Source organism: Mycoplasmopsis gallinarum DSM 19816 (assembly GCF_000621085.1).
In the GTDB taxonomy this organism is placed as follows: domain Bacteria; phylum Bacillota_I; class Bacilli_A; order Mycoplasmatales; family Metamycoplasmataceae; genus Mycoplasmopsis; species Mycoplasmopsis gallinarum.
The window spans coordinates 48,088-66,885 of the sequence record NZ_JHZE01000008.1 but is presented as its reverse complement, the minus strand read 5'-3'; the positions used below and the strand labels follow the sequence as shown (position 1 = coordinate 66,885).

Annotated in this window: 15 protein-coding genes; 2 read left to right on the top strand and 13 right to left on the bottom strand. The window is 25.3% G+C overall.

Annotated features, from left to right (window positions below):
- Positions 1-69: 69 nt before the first annotated feature.
- The 9 genes from Q346_RS0101385 to Q346_RS0101345 form a co-directional block, all read right to left on the bottom strand.
- Positions 70-4,392: a PolC-type DNA polymerase III gene (locus Q346_RS0101385; RefSeq protein WP_027332750.1), complete on the bottom strand. Its 4,323-nt coding sequence runs from the start codon at positions 4,390-4,392 to the stop codon at positions 70-72.
- A gap of 46 nt (positions 4,393-4,438) precedes the next feature.
- Entirely contained in the window at positions 4,439-4,780 is a 342-nt protein-coding gene (locus tag Q346_RS0101380; RefSeq protein WP_081774424.1) for an MG284/MPN403 family protein, read from the bottom strand.
- An 18-nt stretch (positions 4,781-4,798) separates the two neighbouring features.
- Positions 4,799-6,235: a proline--tRNA ligase gene (gene proS / locus Q346_RS0101375; RefSeq protein ID WP_027332748.1), complete on the bottom strand. Its 1,437-nt coding sequence runs from the start codon at positions 6,233-6,235 to the stop codon at positions 4,799-4,801.
- A gap of 97 nt (positions 6,236-6,332) precedes the next feature.
- Positions 6,333-7,379 carry an aminopeptidase P family protein gene (locus tag Q346_RS0101370; protein ID WP_027332747.1) on the bottom strand — a complete coding sequence of 349 codons (1,047 nt, stop codon included), beginning with the start codon at positions 7,377-7,379 and terminating at the stop codon, positions 6,333-6,335.
- Positions 7,380-7,389: 10 nt separating this feature from the next.
- Positions 7,390-8,265 (bottom strand): GTPase Era, encoded by an 876-nt coding sequence (era, locus tag Q346_RS0101365; protein WP_027332746.1) that lies wholly within the window; start codon positions 8,263-8,265, stop codon positions 7,390-7,392.
- A complete protein-coding gene (gene cdd, locus Q346_RS0101360; RefSeq protein ID WP_027332745.1) occupies positions 8,265-8,657 on the bottom strand; it encodes a cytidine deaminase in 393 nt (130 codons plus the stop codon). Before cdd ends, era begins: the two co-directional genes overlap by 1 nt.
- Before the next feature lie 2 nt (positions 8,658-8,659).
- Positions 8,660-9,112 carry an rRNA maturation RNase YbeY gene (gene ybeY / locus Q346_RS0101355; RefSeq protein ID WP_027332744.1) on the bottom strand — a complete coding sequence of 151 codons (453 nt, stop codon included), beginning with the start codon at positions 9,110-9,112 and terminating at the stop codon, positions 8,660-8,662.
- Between the two features lie 26 nt (positions 9,113-9,138).
- On the bottom strand, positions 9,139-9,516 hold the full coding sequence (locus Q346_RS0101350; protein WP_027332743.1) for an MAG1140 family protein: 378 nt from the start codon (positions 9,514-9,516) through the stop codon (positions 9,139-9,141).
- Positions 9,491-11,548 carry an Mbov_0121 family peptidase domain-containing ABC transporter gene (locus Q346_RS0101345; RefSeq protein WP_027332742.1) on the bottom strand — a complete coding sequence of 686 codons (2,058 nt, stop codon included), beginning with the start codon at positions 11,546-11,548 and terminating at the stop codon, positions 9,491-9,493. Before Q346_RS0101345 ends, Q346_RS0101350 begins: the two co-directional genes overlap by 26 nt.
- 81 nt (positions 11,549-11,629) lie before the next feature.
- Between Q346_RS0101345 and Q346_RS0101340 the strand changes: the two genes are divergently transcribed.
- Positions 11,630-12,085 carry an RpiB/LacA/LacB family sugar-phosphate isomerase gene (locus Q346_RS0101340; protein WP_027332741.1) on the top strand — a complete coding sequence of 152 codons (456 nt, stop codon included), beginning with the start codon at positions 11,630-11,632 and terminating at the stop codon, positions 12,083-12,085.
- 1 nt (position 12,086) lies between these two features.
- On the top strand, positions 12,087-13,145 hold the full coding sequence (locus Q346_RS0101335; RefSeq protein WP_027332740.1) for a YihY/virulence factor BrkB family protein: 1,059 nt from the start codon (positions 12,087-12,089) through the stop codon (positions 13,143-13,145).
- A 29-nt stretch (positions 13,146-13,174) separates the two neighbouring features.
- Here Q346_RS0101335 and Q346_RS0101330 read toward each other — a convergent pair whose 3' ends face one another.
- Genes Q346_RS0101330 through Q346_RS0101315 form a run of 4 tightly spaced genes read right to left on the bottom strand, consistent with a single transcriptional unit; the run spans position 13,175 to position 18,766 of the window.
- On the bottom strand, positions 13,175-13,978 hold the full coding sequence (locus tag Q346_RS0101330) for an alpha/beta fold hydrolase (protein ID WP_027332739.1): 804 nt from the start codon (positions 13,976-13,978) through the stop codon (positions 13,175-13,177).
- 1 nt (position 13,979) lies between these two features.
- Positions 13,980-15,029: an ABC transporter permease subunit gene (locus tag Q346_RS0101325; protein ID WP_027332738.1), complete on the bottom strand. Its 1,050-nt coding sequence runs from the start codon at positions 15,027-15,029 to the stop codon at positions 13,980-13,982.
- Entirely contained in the window at positions 15,022-16,035 is a 1,014-nt protein-coding gene (locus tag Q346_RS0101320) for an ABC transporter permease subunit (protein ID WP_027332737.1), read from the bottom strand. The genes Q346_RS0101325 and Q346_RS0101320 overlap by 8 nt, the downstream gene beginning before the upstream one ends.
- Positions 16,007-18,766 carry an OppA family ABC transporter substrate-binding lipoprotein gene (locus Q346_RS0101315; protein ID WP_027332736.1) on the bottom strand — a complete coding sequence of 920 codons (2,760 nt, stop codon included), beginning with the start codon at positions 18,764-18,766 and terminating at the stop codon, positions 16,007-16,009. The genes Q346_RS0101320 and Q346_RS0101315 overlap by 29 nt, the downstream gene beginning before the upstream one ends.
- Positions 18,767-18,798: the final 32 nt, after the last annotated feature.

Genomic DNA, 18,798 nt, shown 5'->3' with positions numbered 1-18,798 from the left:
TTTTTTTTTTTTTTTTGTAAGGAAAAGAAAAAAATAACAAAATAATACTATTTTGTAATATTTTGATATTTAAAAATCAAATAATGTCAACTGATTAGTTTCATTGAGATTTTGAAATACTCCTAAATCTCTCAATTTTTGTAATATTGTTTTATTAACTGTTGTTCTTTCTGAAAAATCTTCAATTGATTTAAATTGTTTTTCATCTCGTGCTTTTACAATTGATAAAGCAACGGCTTCGCCAAGTCCATCGACTGCTTCAAAAGGAGGAATTAAGCATTTATTTTCATTATCGATTTTTCATTCATGACTATCAGATTTTTCTAAATCGATATTGCTGATGTTATAGCCTCTAGCATACATTTCACGAATTAATTCTAAAATTGGAATAGAAGTTTTTTCTTTAGTATTTAAATTGCGAATATTAGCATTAAGTTCTTTTATTCTTTTGTCAACTTTTGTGCCGCCTTTAATGTCAATCATATTAACAATATCAATTCCATTAGGATGAGTTGTTAAGTAAGCAGCATAAAAAGCTAATGGATGATAAACTTTAAATCAAGCAATTCATCAACCCATAATTGAATAAGCTGCAGCATGAGCTCTTGGGAACATATATTCAATTTTTTTCATACTCTCAATTTGTCATTGAGGTACATTGTGAGCCAGCAATAACTCTTCTTCTTCTTCATTAACACCTTTACCTTTACGAACTTTTTCCATAATTTTAAAAGCGTCTGATCTAGGGACATTTTTTTCTAAAAGTTTGTTTAAAATATCATCCCGACAACAAATTAAATCATTTAAAGAAAAACCTTCTTTTAATAAGTCTTGCGCATTTCCTAATCAAACATTAGTTCCATGGCTTAATCCTGTTAGAGCAATCAAATCCGAAAAACTTTGTGGTTTGGTTTCATAAAGCATTTGTCTTGAAAATGGTGTTCCAAATTCAGGTAAACCGAGTGCGCCAGTAGGTTCATTTCCTATTTGTTCAGCCTTAATACCTAAAGTACTTAAACCGGAAAATACTTCAATTACCTTGGGATCATTTTTAGGAATATCTTTTAAGTCTATACCAGTATATTTTATTAATAATGTAATTCTAGCAGGATTATCATGTCCAAGAATATCTAATTTTAGAAGGTTATCATGAATTGCACGATAATCAAAATGAGTAGTCAATCAATCAGAAGAGACATCATTGGCTGGATAATTAACTGGAGTAAAATCTAAAATATCCAATTCTTTTGGCACAATCATAATTCCACCTGCATGTTTAGAAGTGGTTCTTTTTACACCTTCAATTTGTTTTGTTAAATAATTAATATAGGTTTCGCTAAGTATTTTTTTAGTTTCTTCTTCATAATTTTTTACAAATCCATATGCCGTTTTTTCTTGAACTGTTGAAATGGTACCAGCTCTAAAGGAATGGTGTTCGCCAAAAATATGTTTTACTTCGTTATGCACTTCTCCTTGAAAATCACCAGAAAAATTTAAATCAATATCTGGAACTTTATCGGCATCAAAACCTAAAAATGTTTCGAATGGAATTGTTTGTCCGTCGGCTTCTAACATGTTTCCACATTGAGGACAACTTTTATCAGGCAAATCAAAACCACTTGATGTTTTTGGATTTTGCACCACTTCAAAATATTTACATTCATTGCAAATATAATGAGGAGGAAGTGGATTAACTTCACTAATATTCGATAAAGTAGCAACTAAAGATGAACCAACTGATCCACGGCTTCCTACAACATAACCATTATCAATAGATTTTTTCACCAATTTGTGACTAATTCAATAAACTATATCGAATCCATGTTTAATAATTGGATTAATTTCTGCTTCTATTCTTTTATCAATTAATGATGGTAGATTTTCCCCATATTTTTTATATGCTGTTTCATAAACTAAATTTTTTAATTTATTAGCTGAATCATCAAAAATTGGTTTGTATAAATCGTCTTTAATAACTTGCACTTTTTCACACATATTAGCAATTAATTGCGTATTTTTAATTACTATTTCTTTTTGCAATTCTTGATCATTAAGAAAACTAAATTGACTTAGCATTTCATCTGTTGTTAAAAATTGCTGTGTTGGTAAAGGAAAGTTACTATTTTTATAACTGTAAAGATAGTGCCTTGCGTTACCTATTCCTTTTGAATAAACTAAAACTTCATAAATTTGTTTATCTTTTAATTCTCTATATTTAACATCAGCTGTTGCAACGACAATTTTATTTTTACTTTTGGCAATTTGAATGATTTCTTTTAACCCTTCGATCAATTCTTTTCTTGTAAATCTTTCTTCGATTATTCAATGTTCAAATACTTGCGGAGCAGGTATTTCAATATAATCAAAATAATCCAATGTATTTAAAAATTCTTCGTGTGATGAATAAAAATAATCCTCAAGTAACTTAGATTTCAAAGTTCCAGAACCAATTAAAATATTTGAATATTTTTTTAAATCACTTCAAAATGTTTTGGGGGAATCATAATAATTTGTTGTCAAACAATTACTAATCATTTTAAATTGTTCTTTTAATCCGATTTGATTTTTCACTAAAGTGCTTATTTCAAAGGCAAATTCTCTTTTATACAGAGCAGGATTTTCACTTGCAACTAATTGTTCTAATGAGAAATAGCCCTTTTCTTCCAATAAAGAAATTAAATTAATTCAAACATTAGCCAATACTTCAGCATCATAATCTCCACGGTGAGCAATTGACGCATCATAAACTACACCAACCCTTGAAGCTAAATCAGAAAGTTTATGTTTTGAGTTATCAGGGAAAAGTAATCTTGAAATTTTAAGAGTATCAATTACATAAATATTTGGAAATGTTTTATTTGCTTGCCTAAATTTTTCTTTTAAAAAATTGAAATCAAATTTCGCATTGTGGGCTAATAAAACTTGATTATTTAATAAATTAAATATTTTATCAAGTGCGTCTTCTAAACTTATTCCATTTTTTTCAAGCATTTCATTTGTAATATTGGTTAAATTCACAATAAAATTTGAAATTGGTTTCGTAGCTTTTACAAAAAATTGCGTTTTTTCTGAAATTTTTAAATTCTCATTAATTCTTACAGCCCCAAATTCAATTAATTCATTAAATTTTGGACTAAGACCTGTTGTTTCAATGTCGAAAGAAATGTATTCTAAATCACGCAAATTGGCTTTTTTGTTTAAATTTCCTAATACTATTTGATTATTTTTATTAATTACAGAAAAAGCAGTTCCAAATAGCGGTTTAACACTGCTTTTTTTGGCAGCACTATAAAATTTAGGATATCCTTGTGCGCCATTTAAGTCCATTATTGCTACTGCTGGCATCTTAAATTGTTCGGCTTGAGCAATTATATCTTCTGGTTCAATTAAACCATCCATAGTATTCATTTTTGAACTAATATGCAATTCCACCCTTTTTTCATCAAGTGGCGCATAGTCGATATTTTCCTTAAATATAGGCTCTTCTATACTATATTTATCTAAATAAATAAATTTATTTGATGATTTAGTTCCAAAAATTTTAATTGTTTTACCAATTTTTAATTCATTAATTTGTTCTTCACTTAATGCATCATTTTTAAATCATTTAATTTCTAATCCATCTTTAAAATTAGTAATTGAAATAGAATAAATAAATTTTCCTGTTTTAGTTTTTGAAGAATCAAAAGCAAAAATTTCTCCAACAGTTGATAGAGAACTTCTTTCATACAATTCATGGATTTCACTATAATTTTCATAAAAAGAATAATCTTTTATTCAACCCTTATTATTTGCTTTATAAGTATTCTCTTTAGATTTAATAGATTTTGTTTCTTTTTGTTTTTTCAGATTTTCAATAAATATTTTCTTCTCTGTTTCATTATTTACTGAATTATCAAATATTTCATTTTCACTATCTTTTCTAAAATTAACTTCAAAAGCTAATTTTTTATATCCATATTTGATTATGTTATTAAATAATAAATTAATAATTTCACTTTTGTCTTCGTCTTTTTTGTCTATTCAAAAAACAAAATTAAATTTTTCTTGTTTTTTTAATGAATTTAAAAAATTAAGGGTTTTTAAATTCATGAATTTCTTTTTTGAATTAATTATTGCGATTAAAAATTCAATAATTAATTCTTCTGTATATTGCTCATCGCAAAAATCAAAACTATAAACTATGTCTTCATATTGTTTATTGTTTCTTAATTCATAAAGAAAGAGGAAAAAATCTTTAGCGTAAATAATATTATTAAATTTAAAAGTAAAGTTAATTTTTTGACTAACTTCATCTCTTTTTACAAATAATTCTACATTTGATAATTTATCAAGATTAGACAAATTTAATTCTTTAGCGAAAAGTAAAAATCTTTTTATATTGTCGTTCATTTTTCCTCCATAATAAGAAACTGCTGTCCAAAGACAGCAGTTTTTTCTAATCTAGATAGTAAAATAAAAATTCATCAATAGCTTGTTTTCTCTTTTTATAATAAGTTGATTTAGAAAAATAGGTTTCAAATCAACAATTTTCTTTTTTGTGCAAACCATTTAAAAATTCTTCTTGAATTATTAATTTACTTAAATCAGACAAACATAAAAGTGTCTTTTTAAAATGTTCTGAAAAATAATCGCTTAACGGTTTATCTTCTCTTTTTGAATTTTTATATTCATTTATTAAATTTTCTTGTTTTGCAACTTTTGATCTTGCAATCTCAAGTTGACAAATACTCGCAACACTTTTATATTTATTCAAATCAGTTAAATTGCTATTTAGCAAAATACCTCACTTCTTATTTTAGTAAGCTCTTGCAAAAATAACATATCTCTTGGTTTTTCTATTGCAAGTTGGATAAATACATTTTGCTAATTCAACTGGTTTATCCATTTTTTTAGGGATACATCTTGTTGTAGCTCCAGTTTCTTCTTTTATTCTCTCTTCAATTTTTCCTGAACAACAAAATGGAGCTATAACAAATTTTCTATTATCAATTTCTTTTTTAAAATCTTCATAATTATTAACAAGAACTTGATTGTTATCTAATCTATTTTTCGCTTGTTCGTATAAATTGTTGTGAATTTCATCTAATAAAATTGGAACTTCGTTTTTTACATCATCAATTGAAATTACAATTTTTTCAAGGGTGTCTCTTCTAACGATTGTAACCATATTATTTTCAAGATCTCTTGGCCCGATTTCAATTCTTAATGGAACTCCTTGAATTTCAGAATTAGAAGCTTTATAGCCAGGATTTTTATCTGTTTCATCAAGGCGAACTCTGAATTTTCTTCCCAATTCTTTTTTAAGTAATAAAGCTACTTCATGCACTTTGGCATTTTTATTTGCAAAAACCTCTAAAATATCAATTTGAATTGGAGCTACTTTAGGAGGCATTATAATTCCCCGATTGTCACCATGTGTCATAATAATTGCACCGATGAGTCTAGTTGAAACACCCCATGAAGTTTGATAAACGAATTCTTCAACATTATTTTTGTTTTTAAACGAAATTTCAAATTGTTTTGAAAAATTTTGAGCAAAATAATGACTGGTTCCTGCTTGTAATGCTCTTCCATCTTTCATCATTGCTTCAATTGTGTATGTGCTACATGCACCAGCAAATTTTTCATGTGCCGTTTTCTTGCCAATAATAGTTGGTATTGCTAAATAATTTTTTAAAAATTTAGCATATGTACTAATCATTGTTTTAGTTAGTGTTCTTGCTTCCAAAGGATTTGCATGGCAAGTATGACCTTCTTGTCATAAAAATTCTCTACTTCTTAAAAAGGGGTTAGTAGTTTTTTCTCATCTGACAACATTAGCTCATTGATTATAAATAAGAGGTAAATCTTTGTGAGATACGATTGATTTTTTAAATAAATCAGCAAATAAAACCTCACTAGTTGGACGCACATAAACTTTTTCGTCAAGTTTTTTATCTCCAACTTGAGTAACTGTCGCTAGTTCTGGATTAAAGCCTTTAATATGGTCTCTTTCTTTTGCAAAAAGTTTTTCAGGAATAAATAAAGGTAAATAAACGTTTTGTACACCTTTTTCTTTAAAAATTTCATTCAAATTTAATTGAATTTGTTCTCAAATCCCATAAGAATTCGGTTTAAAAATTAATGTTCCTTTTAAAGGTCCATATTCAATCAATGAACCTTGTTTAACAACATCAATATATCATTTTGGAAAATCCACTTCAAGTGGCGTAATTTTTTCTAATTCTTTCATAATCTAAATTATATTAACACAATTTAACACCTTTTAATATTTAAATAAAAAAATGTGAAATTAAAAGAATATGACACTATCATATTCTTTTAAAAATTTATTTTTCATTTGGTTGTGATAAAACAATTCTTCCTGTTTCAGTGACTAAAACGTCATCTTCGTTTCTTGCCCCACCGAATCCTTCAATGTAAATTCCTGGTTCTACAGTTATTACCATTCCTGGTTCTAAAATATAATCTGAAGCTTTAGAAACATAAGGAAGTTCATGAACATCTATCCCCAATCCATGTCCTGTTGAATGAACAAAATATTGTCCATAGCCTTTTTCTTCAATATATTTTCTACAAATTTCATCTATTTCAGAAGCTTTAATTCCTGGCTTGACAGCATCTCTTCCTTTTTTAGCCGCAGCTTTTACTATTTCTATAATTTCAATCATTTTTGGATCTTTTGCTTTTTCATTTCCACCAAAAATAATTGTTCTAGTAATATCAGCACTATATCCTTTGTATAAGGCGCCAAAATCTACTTTTAAAAAGGTTCCTTCTTCAAGTTTTTTATCTGTTGGATGATGATGTGGTTCAGCTGAAAATGCTCCTGTTGCAATTATTTCATCAAAGCTTTCTTTGTCAGCACCATTAATTTTCATTAAATAATTCAATTTAGCAGCCACTTCTTTTTCTGTCATTCCTGCTTTTATTTCATTCAATAATTGTTCATAAGATTTTAAAGAAATATCAATTGCTTTTTGCAATAAATCAATTTCTTCTTCGCTTTTAATAATTCTTAATTCTTGTCCTGAAATTCATTCTACTTTTTTAGGTTGTATTAATTTTTCAAGCATAAAAAAGTTTTCAGAAATTAAATAATCTTTTTCAAAAGCAACAATTTGATATTGTTTTTTATCAAAAAATTCTTTTAAAACACCAGGTTTTAATAAATGAATTGTTACATTTTTAGCATTAGCTTGAGCATATTCAATATATCTTCCATCTACAAATAAATGCGCATCATTTTTTTCAATCACTAAATAACCATCAGTAGTTTGAACTCCTGAATATCATAATCTAGTTTGCGGTGCAACTGAAACAATAGCTTCTATTTCAGAATTTTGAAATACTTTGTTTAAAATTTGTTTATTCATTTTATTCCTTCTATTCATACCCTAATTTTTTTAAGGCTTTTTCGTCGTTTATTCATTTATTAGCAATTTTTACTTTTGTTTGAAGAGTTACTTGTCCATTAAATAAAATTTGCATTTTTTTTCTTGCTTCCATTCCTATTTTTTTAATCATTGAGCCATTTTTGCCTATTAACATGCCTTTTTGAGATGCTTTTTTTACAAAAATAGTTGCTGTTATTTGGAATTTGTCTTCTTCAAATTCAATAAAATCGTTTATTTCGATTGCAATTGAATGTGGAAGCTCATCATATAAATGATTTATTGCAGATTCTCTTAAAATTTCTTTGGCTAAGAATCTCATTGATGTTGTTGTAAAGCTGTCTGTATCATAAAAGGGATCACCTTCATAGGCATATTCCTTTAAAATATTCATCAACATATCAATAGATTTTTCATTTTTGTCTGATACAGAAATTATTTTATTAAAATCAAATTTATTTAATTCATTTACTTTCTCTTGAATTTCTTCTGGAGATTTTGCTAAATCAATTTTAGTTATAACAGCAATTTTGTTGGTTGCTAATTTTATTTTTTCAATGATAAATTCGTCTCCTGATCCAATTTTTTCATTTATTGGTGTAAGAAATAACACAACATCTTCATCTTTTATTGTGCTTAATGCATTTTTATTTAAAACTTCTCCTAATAAACTTTCTGCTTTGTGAATTCCTGGAGTATCAGTAAATACAATTTGATAATTTTCATCATTATAAATTCCTGTTATTTGATCTCTAGTTGTTTGTGCAACTGGAGAAACAATTGACAATTTATAATTTAAAATTTTGTTTAATAAAGAAGATTTACCGACATTAGGGCGACCTAAAATACTTGCAAATAAAATTTTCATTATTTTATTTGTTCACTTCTAATTGGTAAAGGAACTATTTCACTTACTGTAAATTTTTTAACTTCAGTTCCATTTTGATTATATAAATAAATTAAAGCATCATCTGGCATAAATTCTGTAATAACTTGTCTACATCCTGCACAAGGTGAAGTAATTCTATCTGTTGATGCAATAATGTGAATTTCTTTAAATGTTCCAACTTGAGCACCGTAAGCAACTGAACCAAAAAGAGCAGATCTTTCAGCACATAAACCTGAAGGAAATGCTGCATTTTCTACATTAACTCCATAGTGTTCTTTACCTTCAGAATCAATTGCTATTGCAGCAACTCTGAATTTTGATCATGGAGCATATGAATATTTCATTAAATCTTGTAACTTTTTAAATTCCATAATTAACCTCTTGTTATATTTAATGGCAAAAAGATTTCATCCACTAATCTATTCATTTCAATTCTTTCTTCTTCAATTTCATGATCATAACCCATTAAATGGATTAAACCATGAGCAAATAAATAACAATATTCTCTTTTTATTGAATGTCCAAATTCTTTTGCTTGTTCTTCGACTTTTTCATAACTTATTACCAATTCTCCCAAATGTAAAATAGGTAATTCGTCGTTAAAATTATCAAACCCAAAATCAAATGAAAGAATATCAGTGGGGTAATCCTTATTTCTATATTCTTTGTTTAAAGATTGAATTTCTTTATTGTTAACAATAGAAACATCTAAAATAATTGTTTTATCAATTTTGAAAAAATTTTTTAAGTTTTGTACTATAGCTAAAAATTCATTTTCGTAATTGAAATTTTTTGCTTCGTTTTTTTCTATGTTTAATTCAATCATATTTTTATTATATAAATAAAAATATACTATTTAATAATTTGTGTAATTAATTTAGCTTTTTCAAGAAAAACAACTCCTGAAATTTCTAAATTTTGTGCAACAAAAAATTTTTGATAATTTACTGTTAATTTTGCAACATTATTTAAAGTTTCAATTTTTAAAATTTTTAAATTTAAATTTTCATTTTTTCAATTGATTGATAGATTTGAATTTACATCAATTAATTTTAAGTTCTCATTTTCAGTAAATAAACAATTTTTGTTTTCTGGAGAAATAACGAATTTAATGGTTTTTGTTGTAATTATTTCAATTGTTGAAAAGTAAATCAATATTCCCAAAATAAGCAAAACCAAACAACAAAAAATAATAATTAATCATTTATTTAATTTTGTTAATTGATTCAAAATTCACCTCGTTATTAATATGAATATAATTTTTATTGTGGCTTATTTCCAAAAAAATTGCTTCATCTTGAAATTTCTTTATTTTTTCTTTTAATTCTTCGCATATACTATTTTCGATATTTTCAAATACTTCATCAAGCATTATTAGATCATATTTTTTAATAAATAATTTAAGCAGATTTATAGAAGCTTTTTGACCTTTAGATAGATTATTTCCATTATCTATTAATTTCCCATTTAAATTTATATTTAATTTTGTAAGCAAATGATTTAAATCGTATTTTTCAATATTTTTATATAAAGATTCTTTGTTTGCAAAAATATTATTTGTTAAAAAATCAATTACACTTAAATTAGGAAAAAAATCATTATTAGTTAATAAAATTATTTTTTTAAATAAAAGATTGGAATTTATATTACTTAAATTAATTTCGTTAATTTCAATTTGTCCTTGCCAATTGTCAAGTTGATTATTCAAAAGCGAAAGCAAAGTCGATTTTCCACAACCATTTTTTCCTTTAATTTGAGTATTTTTATTTAATGTTCAATTATTAATGTTTAATACTTCTAAGCCGTTTTCATAACCAAAAAGTAAATTATTAAATTTTATATTATTGATTTTTTGAATAAGTATCCCTTCTTTAATATCAGTTTTAGATTTTAGATTAAAAACAAAATTTATATCGCTTATAAATTCGCTATATAAATTGTTTTCCATTACAAGATCACTAATCGAAATTATTGGATCACTTATAAAAGGAATTAAAGTTAAAGAAATTAATAAATCTCCCATAGAGAATTCATTTTTAAAAATTAAAAAAGTAGCAAACAAAATTAGAAATAAGTTCAAATTATTGATTAATAGTCCTTTTCATATATTTTTCGTTTCTTTAAATTTAAAAATATCAAAGTCACTTTTTTTAAGTTCAACAAATTCAATATAAAGTTTATTGTTTCAAAAATATAATTCTTCATCATTTTTATTTTGTTTCGATAATTCAATTAAATCTAAATCAGTTTTTAATTTTTTATTTGCAGATTTAATTCAATTAAATGTTTTACTTTTAATTTTAAAGTTAATTAAAAGATCGATTGAAAATTGAAAACCAGTTGCGAAACACACTAATAAAAAAATATAAAAATTTACTCATATCATTAACAAAGAAGAAATAATAAAAGCAAGAAGTTGACTAAAAATTAAGTAAATGAAATTGGCTTTATATTGTCCAACAAAACTAATATATGAATACCTTCTTAATAAATCTGATTTAGTTAATTTAGATAAATTATTTACCGATAATGAATTTATTTTTTGAATGAAATTTTTAGTTATCTCTCATTCAATTTTATTTTGCTCTTTTTTTATTGCAACATTCTTAACGAGTGAATTAATTATTTTTATTATGTTTAAACTTAAAAAGCAAGCGAAGACTTGGAGTAAAATCGAAATTTCTTTTGTTTTTAATAAAACATCAAAAATGATTTTCACAAAAAAAGTTGAGGTAAAAATTAAAATCAAATTCAAAATTGCTAATAAAAAATAAAAAATTGATAATTTATTTCCAATTAATAAATCTTTTGTTTTGTCGCTCAATTTATAGTTTTCATTTTTCGTTCATTTTTTTTCTTTTTCAACAGTAAAAACTACGTTTTGAAAAATATTTTTAAATTCGTTGTGTTTTAATTTTTCAATTTTTCCTGTCGCAGAGTCATAGAAATGAACTTTGCTTTTATCGATATTTTTTATTATTAAATAATGGTTTAAAGAGTCTCTGTTTATAAGAACACCGATTGGGAAATCATCTTTTGGTAAAGTTTTCAAAATTTCAAAATCACAAGAATAACTTGTCATATTTAATTCAAATTTTTTAGCTAATTCTTTTAAGTTAAATAAATTTATTCCATTTTCATTGTAGCTACTGTTTATTTTTAAATAATTTATATCTACATCTTTATTTTGTAATTTTTTAATAAAAAATTTTAAAACATGTAGTCCACAATCTTTAATATCATTTTGTTTTGTTATTTTCATATAATTTAAATTAACTTTTTAAATAAAAAATAATTTAAATGGAAAAAAATAAAATAAATATTAAATATAAAAGGAGATAATATGAAAAAAGTTGTTTTAGCTAGCGATCACGCTGCTTGCGGTTTGAAAAACCAACTTAAAAATTATGTAATTTCTAAAGGCTACGAAGTCGTAGATTTAGGCCCGGCAGATGATTCAGTTTCTGTTTCATATGCACATCAAGGTCATAAAATGGCCAATTATATTAATGAACACAAAAATGATGTTGATTTCGGTTTAGCTTTTTGTGGAACCGGTTTAGGTATTTCTTATGCATTAAATAGACATCACGATATTAGAGCAGCAAGAGTTGCTTCTGTTCAAGATGCTGAATTAGCAAAATTGCATAATGATGCAAATGTTCTTGTCATGGGCGGTAGACAAGTGAGTTTTGAAGAAGCAAAAGCAATGTTGGATAAATATATGGCCACTTCATTTGAAGGTGGCAGACATCTTCAAAGAATTGAAGATATTGAAAAATTAGATTTAGAAAACTAATATGAAAAAGAAAAATAATAAAAATATCTATTCTGGAAATAATTTAAAAAAAATTAATAAGGCATATAACCAAGAATTAAAAGCATTTGTTTTAAACAAAAATATTCGAAATAATAAAAAAGAAATTCAATTTTTGTTTTTTGAAAAGTTGCTTAAGTTATTTTTAAAGTTTATTTTACTTTGTGCCATTACTAGATTTACTTGAAAAAATCGTCCGAAAATTGATGAATTAGTGGATCGTGCACATGCTAAGTTTAGTTCAAAAGAAAACTCTTTTATTCCGATTTCACAGGCATTTTATTTTTTAGTTTCTTTTGCGCCTATCATCACAATGATTACCTTGTTACTGTCTTTTGTTCCTGGGTATGATCAAATTTTTTTAAATGTAATTTTAGCCAAAATCATTCCTGGACTTAATCAAGTTTTTAAATTGGAAATTGTTACGAATTTAAAAAGTCAATATATTTCAATGATTATTTTGTTTCTAACTTCTTTGTGATTAAGTTCAAATGGTTATGGCAAATTTGTTTACACTCAAAGTTATATATATAACCACGAAAAAATGGGTAATATTATTACTAATCGTTTAAGAGGATTTTTCATTGTGCTGGGTATTACTTTATACTTATTTATAGTGATTTTATTCTACATTTTTATATATAACACTTTTATTAAATACATTAGTAATCCGGTAAGCCAAAATGTATTTTTCTACATTACATTTTGCTTATATTTACCTGTTGTTAGTTATTTTGGTTTCTTATTTTTATTTAAATTTAGCCCGAAATTCAAATTATCTTGAAACCAAATTAATCCTGGGGTTTTAATTTCAACTGTACCAATGTTTTTATTTGTAAGTATTTTTGGTTTACTGACTTCTTTTATTAATTATGGTAAATATGGTTTAATTGGAACTTTTATGTATGTTGCTTTATTTGTAATGTTTTTTAGTTATTTCGTTTGATTAGGTATTATTATTAATGAGTCATATTACAAAACCTATTTTTCAAGTTATACAATTGATAAAAATAATTTTTGATCTCGTAAGATTAAAATTTAAAAAATCCCTAACTAATTTAGGGATTTTTTCTATATCATTTTTTCTTTTTGCATTATTTTTGCAAATTCCACTGGATTTTCTAATCAAACTGTGTGGCCTGCTTGGTTAACTTTATAAACTTTGGTTTTGGGATTTAAACTTAAAAAATATTTATCAATATTGTTTGCATCTATAATTCCGTCCGCTTCGCCATAAATTAAAATTAAATCATTTTTTAAATTTTTAATTCCAAAGTCAATTAAATCCATGTTGACAGTTTTAGGTAAATCTCTACCAAGAGTATAAACTAAATCAAGTTGTTCCTGACTTTCATTTAAGTATTTTTCTACTCTTTTCATTCATTCTTTATTATTTAGAATTTTATCAGGATAGTAATAGCATAATTTAACTAATTTGGCATAATCTGCAATTTTTCTTGGAAAAAAGGTATCATAAAAATCTTGTTCACGAACTAAACTTGATCGATTTTGTGGTCCAATTAAAATAATTTTTTCAATTTTGTCATTTAATTCTTGAACTGACATTAGAGCTAATGCGCCGCCCATTGAATGGCCCACTAAATATAAATTATTTAATTGCAGTTCTTTAATTCAAGCAACAAAAATTTTCATTAAATCTATTTCAGTCATAATGTCTAATCTGGCTTCGCTTTTGCCATGTGCTGGCATGTTTAAAGCATAAATATTAAAATTTTTGCTTAATTCTGGATATCATGAATTGAAAAAATTAAAATCACTTGAAAATCCGTGCAAGAAAATCAAATTTTTTGATTTTTGATTATTTATTTCTAAATACTCAAGTTTTAAATCACCATAAATGAATTGTTTAATCATTTTATCTCCTTTGATCTAAAGTTTTAGCTAAATTAATTGCAATTAATTGCAATGAAACAAAAAATATTAATAAATAAAATGTTGGATATCAAATTTGTCATAAATTTTCATCTCTTTTATTTCAATTATCTTTAAACAAAGAACCAATATTGTTTTGAGTATTTGCCCCAATGAATTCCAAAGTGGCAATTAAAAAAATAATATAACTTATTCTTCGAATAAAAATTATTAAAATTTTGCCAATAATTTTTGGAATAATGTGCAATCAAATAATTCTTATTAAAGATACATTGTTGCTGATTAAAGCATCAATATAGGCTTGATTAAATTCATAAACTCCATATTGATAGGCTCAATAAATCATTCTGAAAGTTCCTGTAAGAAAAATAACAAAATAAATAATATATCAGTTGCTGGTGAATAAAATTACAAGCAAAATTGTCACTATATCTGGAATTGAAATAAATACATTTATTGTTTTGATAATTTGTAATGATATTTGTTTTTTGGAAGCTAAATAAACTCCTATAAATAAGCCAAAAAATAATTCAAAAGCAAAAATTGTTGCTGCTATTGCAATGGATTTAGTGAATAATTGTCCAGAATAAATAAACACATCTTTTCCTTGTGAATCAGTACCTAAAAAAGGTTTGATTTGAATTTTTTGTGCTTGAAAAAAATCATTTAAATTAAAATAAATTTTTGTTTCGAGAGCACCATTTTTTTTGCCTATAAAATAGGGCAAATTATTATCTTCTAAAAATTTTTGAATCGCTTGAGAAATATTATTTTCCGCATTATATTTAGTACTATATTCAAAATTTCAATTTCAATAAGGCGGCATATTTTTATCTAAATTCAAATTAGCCACTTTTTTTAAGGGAGCATTATTTAAAAATAAAGTAATAATTCCCGCTAAAAGACAAATTGAAATCAAAAATAATAAAAATAAGTTTATTTTTGATTTAAAAAAGTTCTTTATCTTTGTATTGTTTTTTGGCACTGGAGAATGTTTAATTACATTTTTTTGTACAAATTTAAATTTATTCATTATCAACCTTTATACTTTGCGGATTTAACATAAATTTAACTAATTCGCCTATAACATAAGTAAATGAATAGATTATTCCTAATCATAAAACCAAAAAACAAGATGCTTTGTTTTCATGTGAAGTAATTACATTATATAAATATTTTCAAGTGCCTGGAATTGCAAAATAAATTTCTAAAAAAATACTTGAGATAAAAATACCAATTGTCAAAAAAGGAAGTAAATTCATTAATTCTGCCACTAAATTTGGAAAAAATAATTTATAAAATATCTGGTTTTGACTAAATCCCATTGCTTTGTAAAAAATAAAAAATTCTGTTTCGCTAATTTCAATTGTCTTTGCCCTAATAATTTGCATAATTGGAGCAATTGTGATTAAAACCAAAGAAAAAATAGGCAATAGATATGTTAACAAATTATTACTATTGAATTTAATTATGAAACCAAAAGAAGAAAAAATCAAAATAATGACAGGAATTAAAACTAGTAATGAAATCGATAAGAAAATAATTGCAGTTAAATTTAATCCATAATCAATCAATTTTTGTTTATGCTTACCTGACAAATATCCCAAATAGAACCCTAAAATTAAACTAATGATCAAACTAATAAATCCAATTAAATAAGTGTATTTATTTTGTACTATAAAATAGTCAAAAATATTTGTATTGCCTATTCCGTATAGATCCGAAACTTGGCTAAATTCCCCAAAATTTAATTGAAAAATGTTTCTTAAATAAATTGAAACTCTATAAATAAGTGGTTTATTTAATAAATTAGTTTTAACAATATTCGCATAAATCTCATCATAATTAGCTCCGGCGTTATTTAGAGATTGTCTTTGTGCATTTGTAATTGGAAAAAATGCACTTAACAAAATATAAAGAAATGTCACAATGCAAATCACTGTGACAAAACTTAATAAAATTTTGTTTATTAACTTTAAATAAGGTTTCAGTTGTTGAAACACTTTATTTTTATTTATTTGATTTAAAATCTTGAACATAAGTTACATTATTAAATGAAACAATCGGATTGAGATTTTTGTGTGCAATTAAAACATCTGTTTCACTTAAGGTTGGAATTGTTTTGCTTAAATCAATATTAAATGATCTTCAAGTGTTTAGTTCACGCAATAATTCAACTAATTGCTCATTAGTTGATTGAGTTAAGTAATAACGAGCATATTTAGATTGTTCTAAAATGTTGTCAATTTTAAATATTCCTTTACCTGCGTATTCATAACCCAAACCACCAAATCCAACATTTTGTCAAGCATTGTTTAAGTAAATTCCTCTTAAATATAGTTCTCTTTCTTCATAACTATTGAATTTAGCTAAGTCATTTCACTCAATTTTTTTGAAAACACTATTTAAGTCTTCTGGTCTATTTTCTAAAATACCACCTGTATATATTTCATTATATTTAAATTGTCCGCTTTCAAATCTTTGTTTTAAGGTTTCTGAAAAGCGTACCAATTCAGGGAAAGCTTGTCTTAATGGAGAATTAGGTTCTAAGGTTGAAAACTTATGTCATAAAGCAAAAGGGCTTAATCCAATTGCATGAGTTATTTTGTCAAGATATGGAGATAAAGTATCAAATTCATAGCTATATGTTATATATTGAGCTACCGAATTATTGCCACCACCATTATAAGCACCAATTACATCATTAATGTCTTTTTGAGTTTTTAATTCTCTAAATTCTGGTTCAATTCTTGAATCTAATTCTTTCAAGATATTAACAATATTGGCATAATGATTGGCTTCATTTTTATCAACTAAAACGTTGTTGTAAATAATTCACTTAATTTTTTGATCATTTGTTAAAGAATTGCTTTGATAAAATTCATCTAATAGTTCACTGATTAATGGTTTGATTTGATCGTAAAAGACTGATTTATAAGTGTTTTGATAACTTGAATTTTTATTTGTATCATCAAAATTAACTAAATTGCCGTTTTTGTCAATTACCATTAAATTATTGATAATGTCTTTGGCATCTCTGGCTGTTTTATATTTACTTTCTTTTTGATTGGTTCCACCTAGTAAAGCGTCCGGTGCTGCATTGGTCAATCATAAATCAGTATTATTTTGTAAATCTGCAATATATTTTCAATTAATTGCGGCATTAATTAGTGATCTAAATGCAATTGATTTGTTTTCGAATACACCTGCACCAATAGAAGTTTTTGAATTAAAATCTTCGCCTCTTCAACCACGATTAATTTCTGCAAAAGTTGAACCATAAACTAATTTTGCATAATTTTCATTAAAAGCAACTTTTTCATAGTCAATTGTTTTCAATTGACCGTTTTCCAATCAAGCAACTTTTGGTGTAATGTTGAATGCAGTATTTCCAATTGATTTAGTTTTTAAATAATTTTTAAATTTCACTAAATTAAATTTAGCACTATTTTGATTAATGTAATTTTTTTCGGTTTCTGATAAAGAAGAATATTTTAAATAGGCATTTTCGCCATTTTTAAAATTATTAAAGTTTAATGAAGAGTCATTGATTCCAGAAGAAATTTGAATTTCTTTTATTGCTGGTAAATTTTGACTATCAAATAACTGTTCATTTAATTTTAAATTAAACTCATTTTCATTATCATTCAATTTAACTGGAATATATGCACCTGCATATAAATTATTTTCTCATCCATTAGTACCATAGTAATATAAGCCTATTTTATTAACAATACTTTGGCCATTAACATGAATTGTTTGACCTTCATGTTCAATTGTTTCTGAAGCTTGATGACTTTTATTTAAAAAATTAATATATTGACTAGGTGCTGCTGAAAAAATTTGAGATTTCACTAATAATAAATCAAAAAAGTTAAAGAAATCTTTACTTTCATCAAAAGTATTATTTTCATTTTCTATTGCTTCAAATACTAATTCATTATTTGCTACTGCTCTAGTTGGTTCAAAGGTTTCATTATCAAATTCTATAAATTTAGTCATGTCAAGACCATTAATTGCAAATTGTTGACTGTTAGTAAATAATAATGAACCATTAAATCTTGAAGTAGTTTTTAATCTTTCTCTATTATATTTGTCACTTAATAAAGATTGTTGATAATTTCCGTTTTCTTCTTTAAATGCTCTTTGGAAAAATCCGGTATAGTAACTTCTTAAATATGAATATCAAAAATCTTTTGCGCTAATTGAATATTCTGTTTTTTCACCCTTTGAATTTACTCATTTAATCTCTTCTTTTACACCTATTGCAATTTTTTTTGCATTTTGCATATCTATTTTAAACTGTGCAGAGTTAATAGATTTTGCATCATTAGAAGTTGCATACTCATAAACATTACCATTATTATTGATAATTTCAGCATTATCATTATCATATACTTTTGTTTCGCCGTTTTCTAAAGTAATAGTAATAGATTTAGCTAATTCAAAAGCATACTTGACAATTCCAGAGTTTTTTAATGATGCTTTTTCATCATCATTATATTCTGGACTTTTAATAGTTTGGTTCCTAAATAAATTTCCACCGACAATAGGTTTTAATAAATTTCCTGGTTCAATATTGGTCTGACCTTCGGTGCTTAAATCCAAGAAAAAAGGATCTTTAGTTAAAGGATTAACTTGATTAATTACTAATTTATTGGAATTTTCTATTTTTATTTCTGAATCTTTGCCGCATGCTGTTGCCAATGTGGCAAAAGAAACAGGTAATAATAAAGTACTAAAATTTAATAATAATTTATTTTTTTTCATTCATTCTCCAAGTGTAATTTAAAAATTTACAT